Origin of the sequence: Macrococcoides caseolyticum, from assembly GCF_002902665.1 — a bacterium.
Lineage (GTDB): Bacteria > Bacillota > Bacilli > Staphylococcales > Staphylococcaceae > Macrococcoides > Macrococcoides caseolyticum.
Genome location: NZ_PPRM01000042.1, coordinates 40,254 through 65,888, shown reverse-complemented (window position 1 = coordinate 65,888; position 25,635 = coordinate 40,254). Strand labels below are relative to the sequence as shown.

Sequence of the window (25,635 nt, the reverse complement as noted above, 5' to 3'; positions counted from 1 at the left end):
TCTTATATGATACGTGCTTTATTCATATATTTTTTATATACTAAAATAATAATCAATAGTATATGGATGTGAAAATATGAAAGACAATAACAAGAATGACAAATCTTCAAACGAAAATGTTGAGAGAAACTATGTGATATCTCCATTTAAATTTATCATGATGCTTTTATCAACTATTATAATTACAGCAGCTGTAACAGCATTTGCGATACTTAGTGGCAACGAGAAGATTATAAGCGATGATACGCAAAAAAGATCGGAGTTTGTAAAGTTATATGCCGTATATGATACGTTAAATAAAAAGTATTATAAGAAGGTGGAAAAAGATAAACTGATCGATGGTGCGATCAAAGGAATGGTCAGTGGACTTGACGATCCATATAGTGAATATATGACGAGTGCTGAACAAAATGATTTTACGGAATCAATGCAAGGAGATTTTCAGGGGATAGGAACTGAGATTGAAGAGAAAGATAACAAAATTATAATCAGCAGTCCGATCAAGGGTGCCCCGGCTCAGAAGGCTGGAGTTAAATCTGGTGATATTATCATGGCGGTTGATGATAAATCTGTAGAAGGAAAGTCGACACAAGATGTAGTTAAACTTGTCAGAGGCAAGAAAGGGACGGTTGTCACACTAACGCTAAAAAGGGGAGATGCTGAACCTTTCAATGTTAAAATTACGCGTGATAAAATACATATGAACAGTATTGAATATACTTTCAAAAAGGATGGTACAGGGGTTATTACCGTAATGAAATTCCAGGAAGGCACCGCTGATGAATTTACCGATGCACTTAAATCCCTACGTGATAAAGGAATGAAGCAAGTTGTAATTGATTTGAGAGATAATCCAGGAGGCTATTTAGATGAAGCAGCAAAGATGGCCGAAACTTATTTAGAAAAAGGTAAGGTTATTGTTCAGATGGAAGATGTATCGGGTAATAAAGAATTATTGAAAGCTTCCAAAGATGAAGACGCACTTACAAAGAATCTTCCTACAGTTATTCTCTTAAATGAAGGATCGGCGAGTGCATCAGAAGTCTTCGCAGCGGCGTTGAAAGATAATGGTAAAGCGAAGATTGTTGGTCATCAATCATTTGGAAAAGGAATCGTACAGACGACATCGACATTTAAAGATAATTCAATGATTAAATATACTGAACAGAAGTGGTTGACACCAAATAGTACATGGATCCATAAAAAAGGAATTACTCCAGATATTAAAGTTGATCTTCCATCTTATGTGCATGGTCAGGTGCTCGATGCGGATGAAGTGCTCACACTAAATGTGAAAAGCACGAAAGTAAAATCCATGGAGATGGGCCTTAAAGCATTAGGGTTTGATCCTGGTAAAGTTGATAATACATTTGATGAATCTACTTTGTATGCCGTCCAGAGCTTTCAAATGGAAAATAATCTTACTGTAGATGGCATAATGACGGGTAAGACTACCGATAAATTTATGACGCAGCTTGCAAAAAAGATTGAAAATGATGATGTACAGCTTAAAAGAGCGATACAAGAAGCAAAGAAAAAATAGGAGGTTGTCTAATTGAAGATTGCATTTACTGGTGGAGGAACAATTGGGCATGTTGCCGTTAATATGGCACTCATTCCTGAAGCGGAAAAAGAAGGAGTGAGCTGTCTTTATATCGGATCAAAAAATGGAATAGAAGCGGAGGTCATAAAAGAGCAGTTTCCTCAAATTAAATATTATGCGATTTCGAGCGGAAAATTACGCAGATATTTTTCGGTTGAAAATGTCAAGGATGTATTTAAAGTTCAAAAAGGTGTATTAGATGCTTTAAGGATACTTAAGAAGGAAAAACCGGATATCATCTTTTCTAAAGGTGGATTTGTAGCTGTCCCTGTTACAATTGCAGCAAAGATTTTGAATATAAGAACAATAATCCATGAATCTGATGTTACACCTGGTCTTGCCAATAAGATTGCACTCAAATTTGCTGACAGAATGTACACGACATTTAAAAAGACGCTGGACTATATCCCCGCTGAACGCGGAGATCATGTCGGTAGTATCATCAGAACCGATCTCTTTGAGGGGGATATTAAAGAAGGATATGCCATCACGCAATTGAATGAACATAAGCCTGTTGTAATGATAATGGGAGGTTCATTAGGTTCTAAGAAAATCAACGATGTGATATTTGAAAACCTAGATATGCTGCTTGAGAATTATCAGCTCATACATCTTGTAGGTAAAGGAAACTCCAATGATATTTCAAGGCAAGGATATTATCAGACAGAATATGCAGGTGAAGAACTGAATCATCTGTTCAAGATTACAAACTATGTTATTTCAAGAGCGGGTTCAAATGCTATCTTTGAATTTCTTGCATTAAAGAAGCCTATGATCTTAGTGCCACTTGGTAAAGATCAAAGTAGAGGAGACCAAATTGAAAATGCTGCTCAGTTTGAAAATCAGGGTTATGCTACGGTCATACAGGAAGAAGAATTCACGCTGAATAATTTAATGGATAAGCTGGAATATTTAAATGAACATCAACATGAATTACAGCAAAATATGAGTTCACAAAAATCATTATATACAGCTCATGATCTATTGATGAAAATAATAGCAGATGCTAGTTAAGGAGTAGGATTATGTCTCAGGCGAAAAGGATTTTGTTGATATTAATATTTAGTTTTATCTTTGGAATGATAGCATTTTTCCATGAATCACGCATTGGAAAATGGATTGATAATGAGGCCTATGAATTCATATATTCTTCAGAAAGTTTCATTACGACTACAATTATGCTCGGATTCACAAAGATCGGTGAAGTTTGGTCTATGATTCTGCTGTCTTTACTCCTAGTATGTTATCTTTTGCTTAAAAGGTTAAAAATAGATGCACTTTTCTTCGCATTATCTATGATCTTGTCTGGCGTGCTCAATCCTCTGCTGAAAAATATCTTCGATAGAGAAAGGCCGACATTATTGCGTCTTATAGATATTACAGGATTTAGTTTTCCTAGTGGTCATGCTATGGGATCTTGTGCGTTTTTCGGTAGTCTGGCAATCTTGATCAAATACCATTCGAATAGCTCTTTTAAGCCTTACTTTATCGGTATGTGTGTATTTACTATCCTCATGATTTCAAGTAGCAGGGTGTATCTTGGCGTACATTATCCGACTGATATTATTGCAGGGGTAATTGGCGGAGCTGTCTGTATACTATTATCACAATTAATTTTAAATAAAGTAATTGACAATCGTTCTCAATAAGGTATAATAATAAATGAAAATGATTCTCATTTAAATAGAGTTCCCCCTCTGATGAGCATTTTCACCCCCTTTTATGCCCAAAAAGCACCTGACTTGCCCGGTCAGGTGCTTTTTTATTGTTCATTTCTAAACAATAGCTAACTTTAAACCTTTTGTGGTATTATTTTTTTATAAATTAATGATATGAGGTAATTGAATTGAGCATACATACATTTGAATCACTTGTACTGGAAAATGACAGAATAAAATTAATTCCGATGCAGATTGAGCATGCAAAAGACCTTCATGAAATCAATCACGAATCTATCTGGAGCTACATGCTGTTTCAGGCTACGAATATGGATCTCATGGAGCAATGGGTGATCGATGCAGTCCATCTTAGAGAAACGTTGAAGTCTATTCCTTTTATCGTAGTACTGAAAGCGACGAATGAAGTAGTGGGGTCCACACGCATTAAGGATATTGACTATGAGAATGATGCCTGTGAGATCGGAACGACCTGGTTTGGTGTAAAAGCTCAGAAAACCTTTGTTAATACTGATAGTAAATATTTATTGCTCGAATTCTGTTTCGAGACACTTAATATGGTACGCGTACAGATTAAAGCAGATGAACGTAATGAAAGATCGAATAGAGCGATTGAAAGGCTAGGCTTCCAAAAAGAAGGAGTAATCCGTAAGGAACGCAATTTACATGGTGTCAGAAGAAATTTAATCATTTATTCTGTCATTGATGATGAGTGGCCGGATGTAAAGAAAAAGATCCAGGAGATCCAGAAGAAATATTTAACATAGGAAGTGTCAGGATGAAACGTATTCTAGTAGTTGAAGATGAAGCGAACTTAGCAAGGTTTATTGAGCTAGAGCTTACACATGAGTCTTACGCTGTAACTGTAATGTATGACGGGGAAAGTGGCTTGCAAGAGGCGCTTAGTACTGAATATGACTGTATATTACTCGATATAATGCTGCCTAAACTCAATGGACTTGAAGTTTGCAGAAAACTTAGGAGAGAAAAGGAAACACCTGTAATTATGATTACGGCAAAAGGTGAGACTTATGACAAAGTGATAGGCCTTGATTATGGTGCAGACGATTATATCGTTAAACCATTTGATATTGAAGAATTGCTAGCAAGATTAAGAGCGTTACTGCGCCGCAATAAGAATGAAGATGACAGTGAACATCTGCTCGTTGTAGGAAATCTCCAGATTGATAAGGAGGCGTTTACTGTCTTTTGTGAGCATCAGCTTATCGAGCTGACTAAAACTGAATTTGAACTGCTGAAATTACTTGCGATGAATAAAAGACATGTTATGACAAGAGAAAAAGTGCTTACAGCTATATGGGGCTATGATAATGAGGTAGAAACAAATGTCGTAGATGTCTACATTCGTTATCTGAGGAACAAACTGAAACCATTTGGTCAGGATCAGCTGATAGAAACTGTTCGCGGTGTAGGATATGTCATTCGATGAAAGTATCCCAATCCTTAAGAATTAAATGGATGCTGCTTACAACGACGATTTCATTTATCGTTTTCATGCTCTTCAGCTTCTTGATTATTTATCTGATCGGTGTTTATCAGAAGGAGCAGGAAGCTGAAATAGCAAAAAGAAGCTTGTCTGATATATCAGTGATTATGGCTACTAAAAATATTGCGGAATTGAAGATTGATGATCTTAGTAGATCTTTATCTTCGAGAGATACGTTTGTTTATTTTAATAGGCAAGGAGAACAGCTTTTCAGTATATCAGGTCAATCTGCGGAGAAGGTGGATATCGCATTCAATCCGACAACTAAGATAATATCTAAAGACGAAGTACATCAAGGCAAGAATTATATCGTTATGTATTCACCACTTAACAATGCCAACTTTCATGGTTATGTTGTATTAGTACACTCATTAAAAAACCATGACGATGTCATTGAATTCTTAATCATTATCAGCAGCTTCTCGAGTTTAACCGCCCTATTTTTAACGGCTATGCTCAGCTATGTGTTCTCTGGTCAGATTACGAAACCTATTCGTATGATTGCTGAACAGATGAAAAGGATAAAAAGAGATGGCTTTCAAAACAAACTCGCTTTTTCCACTCAATATCATGAAACAAATGATCTTATTGAAACTTTCAATGAGATGATGACGCAGCTAGAACAGTCATTCAACCAGCAAAAACAGTTTGTAGAAGACGCATCACATGAACTTAGAACCCCCTTACAGATTATCAATGGTCATCTTAATCTGATAAAGAGATGGGGTAAGAATAAGCCGGAAGTTCTTGAAGAATCCTTATCGATATCTATTGAAGAAATGGCTAGAATCAATAAGCTTGTTGAAGAACTGTTGATTTTATCGAAAGATTTGTCTCTAATTGAGTCTTCGCCGCAAGAAGTAATTGATATTAACGACGAAATAAAGTCAAGAATTAATGCCTTCTCACAATTAAAATCTGAATATATCTTTGATTTCCATAGTTCAGAAAAATCAATCCGACTGACAATTAATCGATTTCATTTTGAACAGATATTAACGATATTTTTAGATAATGCGATTAAATATGATCAGAAAAACAAACATATCATTGTTAGAACAACAAAAAAAAATAAGTTTGCACAAATCGAAATCATAGATTATGGCATCGGTATTCCTGAAGAAGACCTACAGAATATTTTTGACAGGTTTTATCGTGTAGATAAATCGCGCGCACGCTCTAAAGGTGGAAATGGTCTTGGTCTGTCAATTGCAAAGAAATTGATTGAGACTTATTCAGGTACAGTTTCTATTGAAAGTGAATTACATGTCTATACAAAAGTTAAGATACAGCTACCCATACGCTCATAATATTTCACAAAGTTATGTTTTACCTCTTTAATTTCATACTTTGCTTTGTTAAAATGAAAATGTAAACGTTTTATAAAAAATGGAGGGTGGAACCATGACAAAAGGTAAGAACCTAGAAGAAGCACCTCCTAGATTTGGTACAAATTTAGGAATACTTCTCGAAATGTTCGATCAATATCAAAATGATCCTTCATCAGTCTCTGATGAACTACAAGAACTGTTTTCTAATATTCAGAGGGGTAGTACAGGGCATTCTGGAATGGGTAGTACAGACGCAGACATCGTTAAGAGATTGATGCGCCTTATCGATAATATCAGACAGTATGGGCATCTGAAAGCTGATATTTATCCATTATATAAACCGAAGCGTGATCAGCATATCAAGCTTTCTATAGAAGATTTCGGACTTTCTGAAGAAGTATTAAAGCAATTACCTGCGTCTCTTGTTTCTGAGCATTATGGAGAAAGATTGAACAATGCTTTTGAAGCAATTACTGAAATGCAGCAGACTTATCAAGGTCCGATTGCTTATGAAGTTTCTCATATCAACAATAGTGAAGAACGCGAGTGGCTGAAAACCACGATTGAAAGTAAGGTAAAAAGAGACTTCAGTAAAGAAGAGAAAGTTGAATTGCTTAAAAGCGTCGCGCGTGTAGAAGGCTTTGAAAAGTATATCCATAAGAATTTCGTCGGTGCAAAACGTTTCTCTATTGAAGGGGTAGATGCGCTTGTGCCAATGCTTGAGAATGTTATAAAGTTTGCCAGTGAAAATAACATTCAGGACATTGAAATAGGGATGGCACATCGTGGCCGATTAAACGTTCTGACACATATCCTTGAAAAGCCATACGAAATGATGCTGTCAGAATTTATGCATACTGATCCGATGAAGTTCCTTCCTAAAGATGGTTCACTAGTTGTCACAAAAGGATGGACTGGGGATGTTAAATACCATCTAGGTGGTATAAAAACAACAACACGCTTTGGTAAAACGCAGACGATTTCTTTAGCGAACAATCCATCTCATCTTGAAATAGTAGCGCCCGTTGTACTAGGGAAGACAAGAGCGGTACAGGAAGTTACGGATGGAGTCAATGAACCAAAACAAGATTTTAATAAAGCACTTGCGGTGTTAATACATGGTGATGCAGCATTTCCAGGTCAAGGTATCAATTTTGAAAGTATGAACTTAAGTAATCTTAAGGGGTATTCAGTTGGAGGATCACTACATATCATTACAAATAACCGTGTAGGTTTTACAACAGAATCCTATGATTCACGTTCTACTACATATGCCACAGATGTCGCTAAAGGTTATGATTTGCCGATCATTCATGTAAATGCCGATGATCTTGAGGCATGTATTGAAGCGATTGAAGTTGCGATGGCTTATCGACAGAAGTTCAATAAGGATTTCGTTATCGATCTTGTAGGTTACAGACGATATGGACACAATGAAATGGATGAACCTACAGTGACAAATCCGATGCTGTATAAAGAAGTTAAAGGTCATCCGAGTATAGAGATTTTATATGGTAAGTCACTGGTCGAAGCTTCTGTAATTACTGAGGATGAAATGAATGCAATCTTTGAAGATGTGGCTTCTAGACTTCGTTCAGCACATGATGCAATAGATAAATCTTCAGTCAATAACGACAGCGAAATGAAAATGCCGGACGCTGTTGAAGCTGGATACGAAAAATTAGATACAGGTGTCGCATTAGAAAAATTAAAACAATTAAATGATGACATGCTATCTACTCCAGAACAGTTTAGTGTATTCAATAAACTGCAAAAGATTTTAGAAAGACGTAATGATCCATTTACGAAAGATGGTCTTGTTGATTGGGGGCATGCTGAACTTTTAGCTTACGGAACAATTATTCAAGATGGTAATCCAGTTCGACATACTGGTCAGGATGCTGAACGTGGAACATTTGCACACCGTCATGCAGTACTCCATGATGTTAAGAACGGTGATAAGTATATTCCTTTACAACATATTGAAGGTGCCCAAAGTTCATTCGATATTCACAACTCACCGTTATCAGAAGCGGCCGTTGTTGGATTTGAATATGGATATAACCTGCAAAACAATAAAGCTTTAACGGTTTGGGAAGCGCAGTATGGCGACTTTGCTAATATGGCGCAAATGATCTTTGATAATTTCATTAGTAGTGCCGAAGCAAAATGGGGAGAGAAAAGTGGACTTACGTTATTGCTGCCACATGCATATGAAGGACAAGGTCCAGAGCACTCTTCTGCTAGATTGGAGCGATTCTTACAATTAGCTGCTGAACACAACTGGACAGTTGCGAATCTATCGAGCACGGCAAACTATTTCCATTTATTAAGACGTCAAGCTCAATATTTAGGAACAGACAGAATGCGTCCTCTTGTAATTATGAGTCCAAAAAGCTTGTTACGTAATAATTTTGTTTCTGATACGATTGAGAAGTTCACTGAAGGCGGCTTTAAAGCGATTATTTCTAGTGAATACAAGAAGACAAAAGTTAAGAAATTATTGATTGCAAGTGGTAAGGTTGCTGTGGACCTTATGACAGAGCTTACTAAAAATCCAAATGACGAAGTTCATGTCATTCGCCTTGAGCAGATTTATCCGTTCCCAGAACAAGATATTAAGGCGATTATAGATGATCTAAAAGGATTAACAGAAATCGGTTTCGTACAGGAAGAACCGAAGAATCAAGGTTCATGGCATTATATTTATCCATTATTAAATAACATTAAGCCTGCTAAGGTAAAATTATCATATTATGGGCGACCACATCGTGCAGCACCAGCTGAAGGTGATAATGAAATTCATAAAATCGTACAATCAAAACTTATTAGCGAAGCGTTAAACATTTAAGGGGGAAATTAAATTGGCTGAAATCAGAGTTCCAGAATTAGCAGAATCAATTACAGAAGGTACGATCTCGACTTGGTTCAAACAAGTTGGAGATAGTGTTGAAAAAGGCGAAAATATCGTAGAACTTGAAACAGATAAAGTGAATGTTGAAGTTATCTCAGAAGAAGCGGGGGTTGTTACAGAGCTTAAAGCTGCTGAAGGTGATACAGTTGAAGTAGGTTCAGTTATTGCAATTGTTGAAGCTGGGGGAACACAAAAAGCTACCAATGATGCATCTCAGCAAGAAACATCAGCACCTGAAGAGCCGTCAGACCATAAAGAAGTAAAGTCTGAGGAGGAAGCTGGAGCTGTTGATAGTTCATCCGAACGCATCGTAGCTACACCGTCTGCACGACGCTATGCACGTGAAAATGGTATCGATTTAAGTGATGTAAATAGTAAGGATCCACGAGGACTTATTCGTTCGCATGATGTTAAAAATTCACAATCAGCACCTTCTCAATCAGCAGCGGAACAAAAACCAGAGGCACCAAAACAAACGGCATCTAATCCGGAGAAACCCGTAATAAGAGAAAAGATGTCTCGTCGTCGTCAGACTATCGCAAAGAAATTGTTGGAAGTATCTAACAATACTGCGATGTTAACGACCTTCAACGAAGTAGATATGACGAATGTTATGGAACTTCGTAAGCGCAAAAAAGATAAGTTTCAGGAAGGTCATAATGGAACGCGTCTAGGATTTATGTCATTCTTTACGAAAGCTGTTGTAGCAGCACTTAAGAAATATCCTGCTGTAAATGCTGAAATTGATGGAGATGACTTAATCTTAAAGCAATTCTATGATATTGGTGTCGCTGTTTCTACTGAAGAAGGATTAGTAGTACCCGTCGTTCGTGATTGTGATAAGAAGAACTTCGCTGAAATAGAAGGAAGTATCTATGATCTTGCCGTCAAAGCGAGAGATAAGAAACTATCCTTAGATGATATGATGGGTGGTTCATTTACAATCACAAATGGTGGTGTATTCGGTTCATTGATGTCTACGCCAATCATTAACGGAACACAAGCAGCTATTTTAGGAATGCATTCGATTGTTACTCGACCTGTTGCAATTGATAAAGAACGTATGGAAAATCGTCCGATGATGTATATCGCATTAAGCTACGATCATAGAATCATCGACGGTAAAGAAGCTGTTGGATTCTTAAAGACAATAAAAGAGCTGATCGAAAGCCCTGAAGATTTATTGCTTGAAAGCTAATATTGATTTACGTTCGTCCACTATACATTGTATAATATGTATAGTGGACTTATTTTTTTTTGGAGGTTTATATGCAGACGAATGGATTACATCATGTTACGGTCATTACGCATGATATACAGCGATTTTATACATTCTACAATAAGGTGCTTGGACTTAAACTACTTAAGGAAACTGAGAATATAGAAAATACGGCGATGAAAAACTTATATTTCGGTGACAATAAGGGAAATGCAGGAACATTACTGTCTGTAATAGAAGTTGCGAACCCTTTATCTATTAAATATACAACTGATGAAATTTATGCCTATTCACTCAGAGTACCAACGGACTATAGCCTCTATGTATTTAAACTCCGTTTTGATGAAATGAATATCAAGTATGATACCGTTATTAAGTTAAATGGCAGGCATGCATTACCATTTTACGACTGTGATGGCAGATGCGTATACCTCATTTCTGATGAACATAATAAAGGAATTCCGTTAGGTGAGCCTGATGATGACAGTAATGTAGATGCAATTCATCAAATTCTTGGTTTAGGACCAGTTCTGATTAATGTTTCAGAACAATTGTTAACATCCAGTATACTGACACAAGTATTAGACTTAAAGCACACATCTAGTTATCAGCTAGCAGCACATGGTAATGGTGTTCAAGTGTTTACTTCAGGTGATGGAGGTAGTGGTGGAGAAATCCATGTCGTCCAAGGTGCTGTATCAAAAAAGAAACACTCAGCGAATATTGAGCAGGTTGGATTGTCAGTAACCGAAGAAGTATTGTCTGAATATAAGAAACGACTGGAATCCATTAATATCGCACATTCAGAGATTAGTGATCGTAAATTTTATAAGACACTCTTCTTTAAAGATCCATGCGGAATTGTATTTGAATTAAGTACAAAGCCTGACTTTAATTTGTAAGCTGTAAATAGAATGAATTTTATCATAAAAGGAGAATGAATATGTTACATGAAGAATGGCATAATAAAGAAGCGATTAAGCACGTTGAAGTAATAAATGTAGATGCAAAAAAATATAAAGTGAGTGATATGCTGACTATCGGAAAAGTTTATGATGTTGTCAATGAAACAGAAGAGTATTATCATATTAGAGATAATAGTGGTAAGATAGGCGGCTACTATAAAGATTACTTTAAGGAAGTATAGTAATACAGACAGATAATAGAGGTGATACAGCTGATTAATTTATTTGTACTGCAATATTCAGGTATAGTACAGTCCCGTTTAATAAAAGGATACAATATAGTATAATAGAGGATGCAAATCCTCTATTTTTTATTGGATAATTTGAAAGGATGAATATGATGATTAAATATCAAAATAGTGATACGAGTATAAAAGAAGATACATTAACGATGTTGAAGCTGAAGAAAAATGTACTGTTAAAAGGTCCGACAGGATCAGGTAAAACAAAGTTAGCTGAAACTTTAGGGAATGAATTAAATTTAAAGATGAATAGCATTAACTGTTCTGTCGATCTGGATGCAGAAAGCTTATTAGGATATAAGACCATTGAAAATATAGATGGAGAAAGCCAAATCATCTTTGTTGATGGGCCAGTGCTTGAAGCGATGCGAGAAGGTAATATTCTTTATATCGACGAAATCAACATGGCAAAACCTGAAACATTACCGATTTTAAATGGTGTTCTTGATTACCGTAAGACGATTACGAATCCTTTTACAGGGGAAGTGATTACAGCTCATGAAAACTTTAAGGTTATCGCTGCGATTAATGTCGGTTATGTAGGGACATTACCGATGAACGAAGCATTGAAAAATCGATTTGTTGTGATAGATATGGATTATATTTCTGGTGACATATTAAAAGCTGTGATCAAAGAGCAGACATTACTTCAAAATGAGCAGTTAATCGATCAGATTATAAAGTTTAACCATGATTTAATTACAATGGCGAGCCAAGGTCAAATTAGTGAAGAAGCGAGCTCAATACGTGCGTTACTAGATTTTTGTGATCTAACGACGGTGATGCCAGTCGAGCGTGCAGCAAAACGAGCTATCATTGACAAATTAGATGATGAGCGAGAACAGAATGCGATTCAAAATGCACTGGAACTGAATTTCTAATGAGTGAAAAGTTTATACTTTTTAATGATGAAGTTGTTGATCCTTCATTAATTATGACATTAACAGACCTTGCGCAATTGTTGCTCGAAGATAATGAAGTGAAAGTTGGTTTTCAGAAATTTGCCTATTATGATCTGGTTGAAAATACGATTAATGTATCATTTAAATGGAAACATCGTAAAGAAGATGAAGTTATAAAATTATTAAAGAGTGACTGTATACTATATGCCTATGGATTTCAATATATAGCACTTGATGCTGTAAAAGAGATTATCGAAGAAGATGTACAGTATCCATCATTATTTCAGCAGTTATTCATGATGATTGAAGAATACCGATTGATGCACCTTATCAGACAAAGTCGCCCATTTACAAATAAATTCTTTGATGTACGTGTAAAAGAAAAAGTGAAAGATAATGAGGGGCAGATTGATTTTTATAGAACAAAGGCAATGCCTACGGATGAATTATTTTTACAAGTTGAGCATGCATTACTTATGGAAAATGCATTGTCATTTACATCATACTATAAGCCTGAAACTGAACTTGCTATGCAGCTCGCATTGCAAGATGCATTTACACTTAAGGATACATATGACAGTATGAATCTTGCAAATAGAGTTTATTATATATTAGAGCAGGTCATCCATCAGGATATGCTCAATGAATATTATCATATCCCTAAAAATGCCTTTATGAATGCACGTGCCTATAAGAAGGCCAATATGGATAAAGCGCATCAGGATGTTGATGATATGGAAGCTTCTGAGCATGTTCAGACGAAACAAAAAGATATAAAGACAGAGAACGGTGCTTATCTGGAAACAGAAGTGACAGAAGGATCAAACAGTAACAATATTAAAGAGAATGACAGGCAAGGGGATGCAAGTGATGACATCACAGAGATGTTGATGGCTAAAGGAAAAGCATCGCCTCCTCAAGTAGATGCTCACGGTAATGATATTAGTGAGTATGTCGGAGAAGAGAATAAATATACTGAAATTATATGGAAAAACAGCGAACAGAATGAGTCTAGCAGATTGACATACAATTTGTACAAAGATGAAGTAAACAAAGAAATAAAATCTTTAGTAAATGTGATTAATAAAAGTATTGAGCATGAACAGACATCTGCCCGTATGAATTTAAGCAAAGGGAAGCTAAGTCGCAAACTTACTAACTGGTTCCTGGATGATAAAAGACGTGTATTCTATAAAGAAGATCAGGCGTCCTACAAACTCGATGCTACATTTATGCTGCTTGTTGATGCTTCTTACAGCATGGAAGATAAAATGGTAGAAACGATGAAAGGGATTGTGTTATTTCATGAGACACTCATGCAGCTTATGATAAATCATGAAATTATTGCATTCAGTGAAGATGGATTTGAAGCGGATCAATATAGTCAACCGAATTATTTTGAACATATCATTCCTTATGAACATGCATTAAATGATAGTTACTCAGCAAATATTGTCAGTTTTAAAAATGGAGAAGATAATCGAGATGGACTTGCAATTAGGGTTGCTGGCCAGATGCTGAAGCAAAGAAATGAAAAACAGAAGTTTTTAATTGTATTTTCAGATGGTGAGCCATCTGCATTTGATTATGAATCGAATGGAATTATTGATACACACGATGCCGTTGTTGCTCTCAGAAAAGAAAATATATATGTCATCAATATATTTTTGAGTCAGTCAGTTATAGATGATAATACACGTGCAACTGTACGTAATATCTATAATGATTACTGTATTTTTGTTGAAGGAGTGGAAAAATTACCGAGCATCATTCAGCCATTACTAAAAACGTTATTACTGCAAAGCATGAAACAATTTTGAAATATTCAGAAAATATAAAAATTTGCTTGTTTTCAACGGTTTAAAGTGTTATTATAATTTTTATTAATCGATAGGAGGTATTATATGAATAAGAACACTTGGATTGTGGGTTTTATGCTATTTGCAATATTTTTTGGCGCAGGAAACTTAATCTTCCCTCCAAATTTAGGTTTTTCTAGCGGACAGTTCTTCTGGCCAGCTATATTAGGTTTCGTGATAACTGGAGTAGGATTACCTTTATTGGGTATTATTGTAGGATCTTTAGATGAGGGTGGGTATAAAGGTGCATTAAATAAGATTAATCCCACATTCGGTGTCATCTTTTTAGTTGCAATTTATTTAACGATTGGTCCGCTATTTGCAATTCCTCGTACGGGTGCTACTTCTTACGAGATGGCAATTGTACCATTTTTAGATAAACCATCAGCTTTGTCTTTATTTATTTTCACTTTAATCTATTTTGGAATCACTTTATGGTTATCGATTAACCCTTCTAAGATGGTGGATAGAATCGGTTCTATATTAACACCATTATTGCTGGTTTCAATTATTGCATTAGTTATTAAAGGGTTTATGTTACTGTCTGGTGAATCTCCAGTAACCGCTGATAGCAGTATTTATACTGATAATTCGCATAGTTTCTTCAGCGGGTTTACAAATGGGTATAATACAATGGATGCCATTGCGGCAATTGCGTTCAGTGTAATCGTTATTTCAGCGATCAAAGGGAAGGGTATCACAAAGGAAACAGGATTATTTAAACAGACTGTTTTTTCAGGAATTATAGCTGCGATTGCATTAGGATTTATCTATGTTTCATTAGGATGGATAGGCAGTCATTATCATTTAACACAGGATGAGCTATCAACTATTTCTAATAACAAGCTTGATTTAGGAACTTATCTATTAACACATGTAGCAAATGCAACATATGGTACTTTCGGGAAACTATTGATCGGTGTTATCGTCTCACTTGCATGTTTAACGACATCTACAGGTTTAGTTGTAGCTGTATCAGAATATTTCCATGAAATATTCCCAAGAATATCCTATAAAATGTATGCAGTTGTATTTACCCTGTTTAGCTTAGTTTTAGCAAATCAAGGTTTAAGTTCAGTAATCGCGATGAGTATTCCTGTCTTATTGGTACTATATCCAATTGCGATGACACTTTTACTGACAATGCTCTTAGCTAAGTTTATTCCGACTCCACAGCTTGCAATGCAGATTCCAATCTTTATCGTGACGATTATTGCAATCCTATCTGTACTACAAAGTCAGTTCCAGATTGCACCATTTATGGATCATTTACCGCTTAAAGGGGAATCGATGGAATGGTTATTATTTGCAATTGTAGGTTATGTGATCGGCCTTTTAATTGGTAAGGATAAAGAAAAAATTGTATATTCATAACAAAACCAGAGATTAATATCTCTGGTTTTGTTCTTGTTGTAGTTGTAGAAGCTGTGTTTTTAAATCCTGTTCCATCTTGCTGAGCTCTATTTCGGCATTACGTCGTTTTTCTTTTCCTTCTGCCTGTATATGCATTGTTTCACGAATAGTATCGACTATATTTTGCTGTGTTATCTTTAATGTTTCTAATTCAACGATACCACGCTCATTTTCTTCAGCAGTACGAATGGTATTCATCTTTAACATCTCTGAATTTTTAAGCAGGAGTTCATTTGTTGTATTTGTAACTTGCTGCTGTGCTTTAGAAGCCTTTTGCTGATGAAGCAGACTCATTGCAATAGCCATCTGATTCTTCCATAACGGAATACTTGTGAGAATTGAACTTTGAATCTTCTCGGCCAAAGTTTGGTTAACATCTTGTATCATACGGATTTGAGGCGCAGATTGCAGTGTAATTTGTCTGGATAGTTTAAGGTCATAGATTCTTTTATCGAGTCTGTTGACATAATGTCGCATATCACTAACTTCCTGGACAATCATCTGATCATTTGCGTGCATCGCTTTTTGTTCAAGTTCAGGTAGCAGTTTATTATTGATTTCATCTCTCTTTTCTTCTGCTGCGATAATGAACATGTCAATCGCTTCAAAATATGCCTTATTCTGATCGTATAGCTGATCCAGCATATGTATATCGCGCATCAATACATTCTTTGAGTTATCGAGTTCTACAGAAATTCTGTCAATCTGGCTCGCTACAGATTGATATCTTGAAATAAGTTCATTTACAGATTTTGATACACGTTTAAATAATCGTTTCACCTTACTCTTATCGATATTCTGTATTTCATCTGGATCAACTTCTTTAAGCTTCTTCATAAGCTGTTCCAGGTTACTGCCGATAGAACCAATATCTTTTCTTTGAACCTCATCTAATATTTGATGTGAGAACTGTGATAATTTCTGTTGCGCGTTTGCACCATAAAGAAGGAGCTTTTCATTATCTAATGGTACAAGCTGATTTTTAATTTGATTGATTTGTTCGCGTTTTTCAATAGACATCTCACTATTATCAAAAGTCGATGTAATACTGTCTTGTTGTTCAGGAATTATTTCTTTCTGCATTTCGAATGGGTTGCTTACAAGTTCATCTGTTAATTTTTTATCGCTCATGGTTATTTCCTCTCTTCTTCATGGTGAACTCTATTTTTGAATTGAATTGGAGCCTTCTCTTTATGCTCAATCTGTGGTTGCTTTTGGCTAAATAATTGTTTAGTTGTATAGTTATCTGCTAGATTAATTTCAACTCTCATCGTTTCATAATTTTCTTTATTAAGTGCACGTAGATCAGCCTGTAATGTACGCTTTAGTTCATCTAACGTCAGTTTTGCATGATCTAACAGTTGCTGATCTTCTTTTGTTTTATGAGGCATTCTTGATAAATAAAGATATTCATTCAATAGATTAACCGTATTATCGAGATGTGAGAAAAAAAAGCTATCAACATTAAAAAACTTTGATGGAGCCTTCTGAACATTCTTAAAAATAACGCGTGCCAGCTTATTTATCTCATTAACATTTTTTAGTTCACTTAATGAACGGACTTTCTTGTATTGAGCTAACAGGTGTTTAATTTTTGGTGCTGCAATTTTTAACTGTTTTTTAACGTACTTATAGTCATTTTTTGATAGGCCGATGTCTTTAAGGTAAGTATGCGCTGCTTTTTGCTGTACAGGTAAAAATGTCATGATATAAGATCCTAACATTATTAAAGTATCAATCCACATTTCAAATTGAAATATGTTCATTGAGATTATACCGGTAATAATCGCAACGGGTATAGCTAAAATAGCACCTAATATATAGGAGGTATTATATTTCATCTGATCAATCCTTGTCATTTATTTAAGCGTTGTAAACCTATTGAATGGCTGAGGCGATATTTCTTCTGATGTATATGACTCCACCTTAGACATAGGAGACGCACCGCGTATTACGGCCTGTTCAAATTGTGATAATGTTTCATTGCCAGTAGCATAGATTTCTACATGCTCATCCACGTTTTGTACAGTGCCAGTAATGTGATATTGTAGCGCTAGTCTTTCGGTAAAATATCGAAATCCAACACCCTGAACTTTGCCGAAAACTTTAATATGCAATGTTTTCATTAATGTCACCCCTTATTCATTATTATAATTAAGAATACACAAAAATCCTAATAAATCGCATTAGTAATAGCATTTGCTTGAACTTTTCTATGATGACATTCATAATATATTGAAGAGGTGAATGCCATGTATGAAGTCATTACTATTCGAACAGAATATGAAGGATGGTGGCTGTTTGATGATTTATGGGACTATGTGACAGAACTTAATAGATTTAGTACGTTAGAAGAGACAGAGATATATTATAATGAGCAACTCAATAAGCTAAGAAAAAAATTTAAAAATGAGCTTGTTGGAAAGTATAATATTCATGCATTTTATAATAACTGTGAATTGATTTACTGTGAAGATTGTGATGATGATATTCAAATCTTTCATAGTCTGATCGTCTTTAAAGATAAGCAGGTCATCACGATGGAGCTTTAATATTACAATAGAGTAAAAATTGTAAAAAGTTAAAATATACAGTTTATTGTATTGCATATATAGATTGTGTATCTTATAATATTATATAAGCAATAGGGTTATTCCATATTACAAAGTAAATGTAAGAAGATGTACAAGAAATACAATGCACATGTTTATTTTGTAATATGTGAATAATCACATATTGAATTATATAGTGTGGAGGTTTCTTATTATGAAACAAGGTACAGTTAAATGGTTTAACGCAGAAAAAGGATTTGGATTCATCGAGATCGAAGGGGAAAATGATGTATTCGTACATTTCTCAGCAATCAATCAAGAAGGATACAAATCATTAGAAGAAGGACAAGCAGTGGAATTCGAAGTTGTTGAAGGCGACCGCGGACCACAAGCTGCAAACGTTGTTAAATTATAATTTTAATGCAATAAATTATATATGAACGTTAATATCAACCCCCGACTAATTGTTGGGGGTTGATATTTTTTATTATAAAAAATAATTATAATAATGTTATGTAAACCTTAAATGTATTTAAAAAAACCCCCAAGAATTACAAAGGGGGGTTAATAAATTTCGTTTGCAATCAGATGTTCTAAAGATTGCCTTTTTATTACTTCTCGTACGTTATCTTTAGTGACAAAGACTACTGCTGGCTTTAACATCTGATTATAATTAGAGCTCATACTATAATGGTACGCACCTGTAGCTTTAACCACTAGCAAATCACCACGTTTAATTGACGAGGGGAGCATTATATTGCGCATAATAATGTCTCCAGATTCGCATAATTTACCGGCGACGGTTACTTCTTTATTGTGTATTTCATATCGATCTGCAAGTAGTAATTCATATTTCGCGTTATACAATGCTGTGCGAATATGATCACTCATACCACCGTCTATGGATACATAACAGTTTGTATCAGGAATCTCTTTGACAGTACCAACCTCATAGACTGTAATACCAGCTTCACCAACGATTGAACGCCCAGGTTCTAATGATATTTCTGGTACAGGATAGGAATGTTTCTTACATTCATTTTTTAGTGTTTCGGCTATCCTTTTAATGCCTTCTTCGATAGGGTAGCTGATATCTTCTGAAGTATATTTGATGCTGAAACCACCACCAATATTTAAAATATCAATGTCAATTTTGTGTTGTGTCAGCCAGTTTATGACCAGTTCAATTGTCTTGATTGTGCCTGTAGACTCAAATATTTGTGATCCGATGTGGAAATGAACACCTTTGAATTCGATGTGAGGCGCAGCTTCAATTTGTCTTACACCTTCTATTGCGAGTCCATGTCTGATACTTAAGCCAAATTTGCTATCTTCCTGGCCGGTCTGAATAAATTCGTGCGTGTGAGCTTCAACACCAGGATTGATGCGCAGTACTGCTTTTACAGTTTGACCTAATGAATGCGCAATATCATTGATGCGTTCAATTTCATCAAGACTATCGATAACAAAATACTCAACACCTGACTCGATCGCGTATTTAATTTCTCGATCCGTTTTATTGTTTCCATGAAAATGCATTTTTGAAGCAGAAACTTTAGACTTAAGTGCTGTATACAATTCTCCTTCGCTAACCACATCAAGTCCCATATCCTCTTCGTGCATCAAATTAAATAATTGCACAGATGTAAAAGCTTTAGAGGCATATGAAATCGTATAATTTAATCCAGAAGCTTTTAATGCATGATGAAATCTTCTGCACTGATTGCGTATCTCATCCTCATCGTAAATAAATAATGGTGTACCATATTGTTCAGCGATTTGTCGAATATTATGGTCGTTAATAGTAAGTTGATTATTAATATATGTCAATGTCATTGATATACTCCTTTATTAGTGATTGATGGTTCAAGGCGCTGAGTTGTTCTGAATTTGCTCCGATGCCCTTAAAGGTAAATTCATCGATACGAATCTCATTACTATACAATATTACTTCATCTTCAGCTTCTACTGTATTATCTACTTCTACAAACATATGACTCATCATCAAAGCGCGAATAGGGTAACGTCTCCCCTTGATAATGCAGTCATGCTTACTTCTCGTCCTCAATATGCCATCTCCATAACCGATGTCTACTACAGCGAGCTTTGTTTCTTTTTCTGCTGTAAAAGCGAAGCTGTATCCTGCAGATTCTCCCTTTGATATATTTCTTACTTGAATTACATTTGCACTAACAGTTAATGATTGGTGCGTAACGGATTCATCTAATGATGCATAGGGTCTGCTCCCATACAGGATGATGCCAATTCTGACATGTGTGTGTTCATCAAATATCTTATCTCGTATAAAACTTGCGCTATTTTGACTATGGATCATTTCAAAAGTATGATACCTAGAAATCCATTTCAGCCCTTTTAACCAGGCTTCTTTTTCAATTTCGTATTCTATAACATCAAATTCATCGGCATAGCCGAAATGGGTCCATATCCCGTTAATATTCATCTGTAAATGAACAGGTAACTGATTATTGTCATCAATTACAGCTTTCATTTCCTCAAATGTTTTAAACCCTGAGCGATGGAGAAGATTTTCATATTCGAGATGTACTGATATCCCGTCTAATTCAGACTGATACCTATGATAGAAAGCTAAAGAAGGTAGCGTCATTTGAATATTATATTGTCTTAAGTCATTGAATCGAGTAACTGGATTCATCAAAAATATAGTAGCTTCTGGTGCTATTTTTCTTATGAGAATTGCTTCATTTAAATTGGTTGTACTAAAAGTTGTAATACCAGCTTGTAGAAATGCATCTATTGCAAATTCCAGTCCATAATGATAGGCATTGTTCTTTACGACGGCCATTACAGGAGTATTATCTATCACGGATTTCACATTTTCTATAAACTTAGTACGATCTACAGTCCATCGCGCAGTCATTGTAACCCCTCAAATCTGTTAAAAATTGCTTCCAGAACGTCAATCCCATATATCAATGCGGATTCATCAAAGTTGAACGTCGACGTATGAAGACCTGTAACAAAATGTTTATCTTCGTTTCTGCACCCTAAAAATGCGAAGGTGCTTGGTATGACTTTTCCGTAGAAAGAGAAATCTTCTCCAAATAAATAAGGTTCTTCTTTTTCTATTCTATTGATTTTACTATCAATCAAAGCTTCGCTCATGAATGCATATGCTGACTCGTTATTTATCGTTGGAGGATACCCTTCCGCAAATTTAACTTCTATTGTACAACCGGTAATTACCTGAGCAGAGTTTGCAATATGCTCCATCTGTTGTTTGATAACTGCTAGGTTGTCCATATCGTATGTTCTGATTGTACCTTCTAAATAACCATTACTAGGCACTGTATTGATTGCTTCACCCGCATGTAATTTCCCAATATGAATGATATTCGACTTTAAACCTGGAAGATGATAATGCTGTATTTGAGAGAGTTGATTGAGTATCATCGTCAAGGCTTCAGCAGTCGAATGTCCTTGTTCCTTGTTCGCAACATGACTCGATGTGCCATTAATAAAGAAACGATATTCAGTAGCGCTGGCAGTTAATGCACCAGGTCTGCTTAGTAATGTACCTTCATCGTTATCAGGCTGCATATGTAATCCGAATATATATGAAGGTTGAATTTCAAATTGATATGCATCCAGTAGATGATGAGCGCCAGCACCTGACTCTTCAGATGGCTGAAATATAAAGTAAACAGTTGAACTTAAAGGTATAATGTCATGGCTTTGTTTAATGCGTCGTATTAATGCGAGTAGCATTGTCGTATGACCATCGTGTCCACAAGCATGCATTACTCCATCACGTTGAGAACGGTAGGGCACATCATTTTCTTCCTGAATTGGCAGGGCATCAATATCAGCTCTAAAAGCAATTGAAGATGTTCCTGTACCTTTAATATAAGCAACACAACCAGTACCTAGGGGAGAATCATAAGCGATTCCCATTTTATCAAGTTCTGATTTGATTAATTCTGTTGTTTTGTATTCTTCAAATCCTAATTCTGGATACATATGCAATGTGCGTCTAATATGTGTAATATAATCTAATTCCATTGTTTCACCTCATAAAATTTAAAGCTAATTGTGACAAGCACAATTAGCTTCCTGCTATTTCTTTAACTGTCTTAATGCCTGTACAATCTCAATCTTACTGCCTTCTACTTCATGAGCTTGCTTAATTACTCTAGCAGGTGTCCCAGCTACAACACTACCAGCAGGGACATCTTCAGTGACGATCGCTCCAGCTGCTACAACTGCACCTTTGCCGACACATACACCTTCTAGTACAACAGCATTTGCCCCGATAAGTACATCGTCTTCTATGATCACTGGTTGTGCACTTGGAGGTTCAATTACGCCAGCAAGTACTGCACCTGCACCTACATGAACATTCTTACCAGTTGTTGCACGACCACCAAGTGTGGCATTCATATCGATCATTGTTCCTTCGCCTACGACAGCACCGATATTAATTGTTGCACCCATCATAATAACTGCATTATCATGAATAACTGCATGTTCACGGATGAAAGCTCCAGGTTCAATTCTAGCATTAACTTTTGTCTGATCAATCAATGGAATTGCTGAGTTTCTTCTGTCATATTCAATTTCAAAATCAGTCACAAGTGTTTCATTGTTTTCATAGAACTTTTCCCACTCTGACAGTTCTGTGAAGAGTGTTTTTGATGTCTCACATCCGAATACTTTCATATTCTCCGGAAAAGTTACATCTGAAAAGTTTCCATTTAGATAAACTTTAATTGGTGTCTTTTTTTCTGAGTCACTAATGTATTGTATAATTTCCTGTGCTGTAAATTCCTGCATTATTATGCTCCTTTATTATAAATTTTCAAATGTGTAATAGCCTTTTTCTTTCTGAATTAATTTCTCTGCAACATCGATACTTCCATTGGCGAATATATCTTTACTTAATGCCTGATGGGTAATCTGAATTGTTTCGTCATGTCCTGCAAATAATATTTCATGTTCGCCGACAATCGTACCCCCACGTACAACACTGATGCCAATATCATCTTTATTACGTGGGGTATGAATGTCTGTGCGATCATAGATGGGGTTTAATGAACGTTCTGAAGTAATTGCATCTAACAGTTTAACGAGTGTCCCGCTTGGCGCATCAACCTTTTTATTATGATGACGTTCAATCAGTTCGATATCCATATTTGTTAACAACGGTACTGCATATTTAACGAGTTCCGTGAGTACATGGACACCGTAACTCATATTTGCACTGAAAAATACAGGAGAGTGCACACTTTTTAATTCTAGCAGCTCGATAATTGATTCTTTTTCTCCCGTTGTAGCCATAACAATAGGGATATCGACATCACTTTTTAATAATGGAATAGATAAGGCTGGATTAGAAAAGTCTATGATAACATCAGCTTCTGGAAGCATTTCTAATTTGTCTAATGTATAGACAGGGTAGGGTGCTGACTTTTTTTTACTTAATATTATACCTGCTATTTCATGTCCTCTCTTCTCAGCTAGATGTGCCACACGTTCATTCATAGCTCCGTAACCATTTAAAATAATCTTCATGAAAGATCACTTCCTTTAGCAATACGATTATATACTTCAATCAGCTGTTTTGTATCTTGTTCTAGCATTGGAACTAAAGGTAATCGTAATTCACCATTCGCATAACCGATATAAGCGACCAATGCTTTGATTGGTATAGGATTTACGTCTACAGATAATGGATTTATGAGAGGGAGTAGGTTGTTGAACTGACGCTCAGCTTCATGGCGATTAACCTGATATGTTCGGTAAATATCACTGAACTCTGCTGGTATCGCATTTGCAATAACTGAAATCACGCCATCACCACCCGCTTCATAAAATGGCAGGACAGCATCATCATTGCCACTATATAATGCAAAGTCATCGGGGACTACAGATTTTAGTGCTTTCATATAGTTTATATCACCTGTCGCATCTTTTATACCGTATATATAAGGATGCTCTGCCAGGGCTGCAACAGTTTCCTGCTCTATCGTCATATTGGTTCTGGCAGGTACATTATAGAGTAATACCGGTAGTTCTACAGCATCTGCAATTGTAGTGAAATGTGCGAGAAGACCACGCTGATTTGTTTTATTATAGTAAGGGGTAATTAGCATGATGCTATCAACGCCTAAAGCTTTGGCCTTTAATGAATGTTCAATTGTTGCCTGAGTATTGTTTGTTCCTGTGCCAGCAATTACAGGAACTCTGCCATGTGCAACGCGCACCGCTATTTCAATCGTTTTGAGTTTTTCATCTTCTGTTAATGTAGAACCTTCACCAGTTGTTCCATTAATTATCAATGCTTCAACATTGTTGTTGATAAGAAAATTTAAATGATCTTCAAATAAGTTGTAATCTATCGTCTGTCCGTTGAATGGTGTGGTTACTGCAACACCTGTTCCTTTAAAGTGTATGTTCATTATATCGCTCCTTAGAATCATCGATTTAATTGGTGCGTATGGATCTGTTCTAAAATTTGAACCGCATTTAGTGCTGCACCTTTTAGAAGGTTATCGGCAGTGCACCAGATATGGAAGGAATTTTCTAATGAGTTATCTCTTCTGATTCGTCCTACATAAACATGATCAGTTCCTGTCGCTGTAATCGCCATTGGGTATTCATTGTCCGGTGGATTATCTATAAGCACGACTGAATCGTCATTTTCGAAGAGCTGTTTTATTTCTTCAACTGTAGCTTCTTTATCAAGTGTGACATTGATTGCGACAGAATGACTATCCTGAACTGGGATTCTGACACAAGTTGCTGTTACCTTTACATCTTGTAATCCAAGAATCTTCTTCGTCTCATCAATCATCTTCTGTTCTTCCTTTGTGTATCCATTGTCTAAAAATACATCGATATGAGGTAAAGCATTGTTATAGATAGGGTGGGGATAGTTTGTCGGTGCAATGCCTTGTGCGCCATTTTTAAGGTCGTTGATACCTGCAGCACCGCTTCCTGACACAGCTTGATAAGTTGTGTAGGTAACGCGTCTAATACCATATTTATCTTGCAGTGGTTTAAGTGGTACGACAGACTGAATCGTAGAACAGTTCGGATTAGCGATAATTTTACGCTTGAGTTTGGGTGAATTGACTTCAGGAACAATGAGGTCGATATCCTCATGCATTCTAAAAGCACTTGAATTATCGATTACGATGCTGCCGGCAGATTCAAAGATTGGTGAAAAGCGTTCACTTGTAGCACCTCCTGCACTCATAAGGACAAAATCAAATTTCTGAACTGCTTCTTCTTCGTTTAAAGCTCTTACTGTATACGTTTTACCTTGATATTCTATAGATTTACCGGCTGAACGCGGAGATGAATATAATACGAGTTCATTAAACGGAATCTGTTTTCTTTCTAAAACTTCAAGCATTTTTTGTCCGACTAAACCTGTAGCACCTACAACTGCAATTTTATACATAATTGACT

The 25,635-nt window shown here is 35.9% G+C and carries 25 protein-coding genes; 15 read left to right on the top strand and 10 right to left on the bottom strand.

All coding sequences use genetic code 11. The annotated features are described in order from the left end of the window. Positions 1–76 precede the first annotated feature (76 nt). From CD152_RS07030 to brnQ, 13 genes are all read left to right on the top strand, one after another. Positions 77–1,543 carry a S41 family peptidase gene (locus CD152_RS07030; protein ID WP_103214560.1) on the top strand — a complete coding sequence of 489 codons (1,467 nt, stop codon included), beginning with the start codon at positions 77–79 and terminating at the stop codon, positions 1,541–1,543. Positions 1,544–1,555: 12 nt separating this feature from the next. Then, complete coding sequence (locus tag CD152_RS07025) at positions 1,556–2,617, top strand: undecaprenyldiphospho-muramoylpentapeptide beta-N-acetylglucosaminyltransferase (protein WP_012656974.1); 1,062 nt, start codon at positions 1,556–1,558, stop codon at positions 2,615–2,617. Positions 2,618–2,628: 11 nt separating this feature from the next. Beyond that, positions 2,629–3,252: a phosphatase PAP2 family protein gene (locus tag CD152_RS07020; protein WP_101140900.1), complete on the top strand. Its 624-nt coding sequence runs from the start codon at positions 2,629–2,631 to the stop codon at positions 3,250–3,252. Positions 3,253–3,449: 197 nt separating this feature from the next. Continuing rightward, on the top strand, positions 3,450–4,046 hold the full coding sequence (locus CD152_RS07015) for a GNAT family N-acetyltransferase (RefSeq protein WP_012656972.1): 597 nt from the start codon (positions 3,450–3,452) through the stop codon (positions 4,044–4,046). A gap of 11 nt (positions 4,047–4,057) precedes the next feature. Then, positions 4,058–4,729 (top strand): response regulator transcription factor, encoded by a 672-nt coding sequence (locus CD152_RS07010; protein WP_103214559.1) that lies wholly within the window; start codon positions 4,058–4,060, stop codon positions 4,727–4,729. Beyond that, entirely contained in the window at positions 4,726–6,096 is a 1,371-nt protein-coding gene (locus CD152_RS07005; RefSeq protein ID WP_012656970.1) for a HAMP domain-containing histidine kinase, read from the top strand. Before CD152_RS07010 ends, CD152_RS07005 begins: the two co-directional genes overlap by 4 nt. Before the next feature lie 94 nt (positions 6,097–6,190). Further along, positions 6,191–8,968: a 2-oxoglutarate dehydrogenase E1 component gene (locus tag CD152_RS07000; RefSeq protein WP_103214558.1), complete on the top strand. Its 2,778-nt coding sequence runs from the start codon at positions 6,191–6,193 to the stop codon at positions 8,966–8,968. Positions 8,969–8,981: 13 nt separating this feature from the next. Then, positions 8,982–10,229, top strand: coding sequence for a 2-oxoglutarate dehydrogenase complex dihydrolipoyllysine-residue succinyltransferase (odhB, locus tag CD152_RS06995; protein ID WP_103214557.1), 1,248 nt, complete (start codon positions 8,982–8,984; stop codon positions 10,227–10,229). A 71-nt stretch (positions 10,230–10,300) separates the two neighbouring features. Continuing rightward, positions 10,301–11,152 (top strand): VOC family protein, encoded by an 852-nt coding sequence (locus CD152_RS06990; RefSeq protein ID WP_101140904.1) that lies wholly within the window; start codon positions 10,301–10,303, stop codon positions 11,150–11,152. A 41-nt stretch (positions 11,153–11,193) separates the two neighbouring features. Further along, positions 11,194–11,397, top strand: a complete 204-nt coding sequence (locus tag CD152_RS06985; RefSeq protein WP_041635996.1) for a DUF6501 family protein — start codon at positions 11,194–11,196, stop codon at positions 11,395–11,397. 155 nt (positions 11,398–11,552) lie between these two features. Beyond that, on the top strand, positions 11,553–12,338 hold the full coding sequence (locus tag CD152_RS06980) for an AAA family ATPase (protein WP_103214556.1): 786 nt from the start codon (positions 11,553–11,555) through the stop codon (positions 12,336–12,338). Continuing rightward, the gene (locus CD152_RS06975; RefSeq protein WP_101140905.1) at positions 12,338–14,179 is read left to right on the top strand and encodes a vWA domain-containing protein; all 1,842 of its coding nucleotides are present in this window, start codon (positions 12,338–12,340) and stop codon (positions 14,177–14,179) included. Before CD152_RS06980 ends, CD152_RS06975 begins: the two co-directional genes overlap by 1 nt. 84 nt (positions 14,180–14,263) lie before the next feature. Next, on the top strand, positions 14,264–15,592 hold the full coding sequence (gene brnQ, locus CD152_RS06970; protein WP_101140906.1) for a branched-chain amino acid transport system II carrier protein: 1,329 nt from the start codon (positions 14,264–14,266) through the stop codon (positions 15,590–15,592). A 12-nt stretch (positions 15,593–15,604) separates the two neighbouring features. Here brnQ and CD152_RS06965 read toward each other — a convergent pair whose 3' ends face one another. The 3 genes from CD152_RS06965 to CD152_RS06955 are packed head-to-tail and all read right to left on the bottom strand — an operon-like array spanning position 15,605 to position 17,757. Next, positions 15,605–16,768, bottom strand: coding sequence for a toxic anion resistance protein (locus CD152_RS06965; protein ID WP_101140907.1), 1,164 nt, complete (start codon positions 16,766–16,768; stop codon positions 15,605–15,607). Further along, positions 16,765–17,472 carry a 5-bromo-4-chloroindolyl phosphate hydrolysis family protein gene (locus tag CD152_RS06960; protein WP_157827325.1) on the bottom strand — a complete coding sequence of 236 codons (708 nt, stop codon included), beginning with the start codon at positions 17,470–17,472 and terminating at the stop codon, positions 16,765–16,767. Before CD152_RS06960 ends, CD152_RS06965 begins: the two co-directional genes overlap by 4 nt. 18 nt (positions 17,473–17,490) lie before the next feature. Continuing rightward, positions 17,491–17,757, bottom strand: coding sequence for an acylphosphatase (locus tag CD152_RS06955; protein ID WP_041635994.1), 267 nt, complete (start codon positions 17,755–17,757; stop codon positions 17,491–17,493). 126 nt (positions 17,758–17,883) lie between these two features. Here CD152_RS06955 and CD152_RS06950 point away from each other — a divergent pair, with 126 nt between their 5' ends. Both CD152_RS06950 and cspA read left to right on the top strand, forming a co-directional pair. Then, positions 17,884–18,183, top strand: a complete 300-nt coding sequence (locus tag CD152_RS06950) for a DUF1033 family protein (RefSeq protein WP_012656961.1) — start codon at positions 17,884–17,886, stop codon at positions 18,181–18,183. A 214-nt stretch (positions 18,184–18,397) separates the two neighbouring features. Continuing rightward, on the top strand, positions 18,398–18,598 hold the full coding sequence (gene cspA / locus CD152_RS06945) for a cold shock protein CspA (RefSeq protein WP_016912585.1): 201 nt from the start codon (positions 18,398–18,400) through the stop codon (positions 18,596–18,598). Between the two features lie 149 nt (positions 18,599–18,747). Here the strand turns inward: cspA and lysA are convergent, their stop codons facing one another. Genes lysA through CD152_RS06910 form a run of 7 tightly spaced genes read right to left on the bottom strand, consistent with a single transcriptional unit; the run spans position 18,748 to position 25,627 of the window. Beyond that, the gene (gene lysA / locus CD152_RS06940) at positions 18,748–20,019 is read right to left on the bottom strand and encodes a diaminopimelate decarboxylase (RefSeq protein WP_101037475.1); all 1,272 of its coding nucleotides are present in this window, start codon (positions 20,017–20,019) and stop codon (positions 18,748–18,750) included. Beyond that, complete coding sequence (alr, locus tag CD152_RS06935) at positions 20,000–21,082, bottom strand: alanine racemase (protein ID WP_101037473.1); 1,083 nt, start codon at positions 21,080–21,082, stop codon at positions 20,000–20,002. Before alr ends, lysA begins: the two co-directional genes overlap by 20 nt. Continuing rightward, positions 21,079–22,224 (bottom strand): M20 metallopeptidase family protein, encoded by a 1,146-nt coding sequence (locus CD152_RS06930; protein ID WP_012656958.1) that lies wholly within the window; start codon positions 22,222–22,224, stop codon positions 21,079–21,081. The genes alr and CD152_RS06930 overlap by 4 nt, the downstream gene beginning before the upstream one ends. 54 nt (positions 22,225–22,278) lie before the next feature. Further along, positions 22,279–22,998: a 2,3,4,5-tetrahydropyridine-2,6-dicarboxylate N-acetyltransferase gene (dapD, locus tag CD152_RS06925; RefSeq protein WP_086038699.1), complete on the bottom strand. Its 720-nt coding sequence runs from the start codon at positions 22,996–22,998 to the stop codon at positions 22,279–22,281. A gap of 12 nt (positions 22,999–23,010) precedes the next feature. Beyond that, on the bottom strand, positions 23,011–23,733 hold the full coding sequence (gene dapB, locus CD152_RS06920) for a 4-hydroxy-tetrahydrodipicolinate reductase (RefSeq protein WP_012656956.1): 723 nt from the start codon (positions 23,731–23,733) through the stop codon (positions 23,011–23,013). Further along, positions 23,730–24,620 carry a 4-hydroxy-tetrahydrodipicolinate synthase gene (dapA, locus tag CD152_RS06915; RefSeq protein WP_103214555.1) on the bottom strand — a complete coding sequence of 297 codons (891 nt, stop codon included), beginning with the start codon at positions 24,618–24,620 and terminating at the stop codon, positions 23,730–23,732. The genes dapB and dapA overlap by 4 nt, the downstream gene beginning before the upstream one ends. A gap of 17 nt (positions 24,621–24,637) precedes the next feature. Further along, positions 24,638–25,627, bottom strand: coding sequence for an aspartate-semialdehyde dehydrogenase (locus tag CD152_RS06910; RefSeq protein ID WP_101140910.1), 990 nt, complete (start codon positions 25,625–25,627; stop codon positions 24,638–24,640). Between the last annotated feature and the right edge of the window lie 8 nt (positions 25,628–25,635).

Bases quoted from the DNA above. Each gene is read 5' to 3' on its own strand.
- CD152_RS07030 (WP_103214560.1), top strand. From the start codon at position 77: ATGAAAGACAATAACAAGAATGACAAATCTTCAAACGAAAATGTTGAG.
- CD152_RS07020 (WP_101140900.1), top strand. From the start codon at position 2,629: ATGTCTCAGGCGAAAAGGATTTTGTTGATATTAATATTTAGTTTTATC.
- CD152_RS07010 (WP_103214559.1), top strand. From the start codon at position 4,058: ATGAAACGTATTCTAGTAGTTGAAGATGAAGCGAACTTAGCAAGGTTT.
- CD152_RS07005 (WP_012656970.1), top strand. From the start codon at position 4,726: ATGAAAGTATCCCAATCCTTAAGAATTAAATGGATGCTGCTTACAACG.
- CD152_RS07000 (WP_103214558.1), top strand. From the start codon at position 6,191: ATGACAAAAGGTAAGAACCTAGAAGAAGCACCTCCTAGATTTGGTACA.
- CD152_RS06990 (WP_101140904.1), top strand. From the start codon at position 10,301: ATGCAGACGAATGGATTACATCATGTTACGGTCATTACGCATGATATA.
- CD152_RS06985 (WP_041635996.1), top strand. From the start codon at position 11,194: ATGTTACATGAAGAATGGCATAATAAAGAAGCGATTAAGCACGTTGAA.
- CD152_RS06980 (WP_103214556.1), top strand. From the start codon at position 11,553: ATGATGATTAAATATCAAAATAGTGATACGAGTATAAAAGAAGATACA.
- CD152_RS06975 (WP_101140905.1), top strand. From the start codon at position 12,338: ATGAGTGAAAAGTTTATACTTTTTAATGATGAAGTTGTTGATCCTTCA.
- brnQ (WP_101140906.1), top strand. From the start codon at position 14,264: ATGAATAAGAACACTTGGATTGTGGGTTTTATGCTATTTGCAATATTT.
- CD152_RS06960 (WP_157827325.1), bottom strand. From the start codon at position 17,472: ATGAAATATAATACCTCCTATATATTAGGTGCTATTTTAGCTATACCC.
- CD152_RS06955 (WP_041635994.1), bottom strand. From the start codon at position 17,757: ATGAAAACATTGCATATTAAAGTTTTCGGCAAAGTTCAGGGTGTTGGA.
- CD152_RS06950 (WP_012656961.1), top strand. From the start codon at position 17,884: ATGTATGAAGTCATTACTATTCGAACAGAATATGAAGGATGGTGGCTG.
- cspA (WP_016912585.1), top strand. From the start codon at position 18,398: ATGAAACAAGGTACAGTTAAATGGTTTAACGCAGAAAAAGGATTTGGA.
- lysA (WP_101037475.1), bottom strand. From the start codon at position 20,019: ATGACATTGACATATATTAATAATCAACTTACTATTAACGACCATAAT.
- alr (WP_101037473.1), bottom strand. From the start codon at position 21,082: ATGACTGCGCGATGGACTGTAGATCGTACTAAGTTTATAGAAAATGTG.
- CD152_RS06930 (WP_012656958.1), bottom strand. From the start codon at position 22,224: ATGGAATTAGATTATATTACACATATTAGACGCACATTGCATATGTAT.
- dapB (WP_012656956.1), bottom strand. From the start codon at position 23,733: ATGAAGATTATTTTAAATGGTTACGGAGCTATGAATGAACGTGTGGCA.
- dapA (WP_103214555.1), bottom strand. From the start codon at position 24,620: ATGAACATACACTTTAAAGGAACAGGTGTTGCAGTAACCACACCATTC.
- CD152_RS06910 (WP_101140910.1), bottom strand. From the start codon at position 25,627: ATGTATAAAATTGCAGTTGTAGGTGCTACAGGTTTAGTCGGACAAAAA.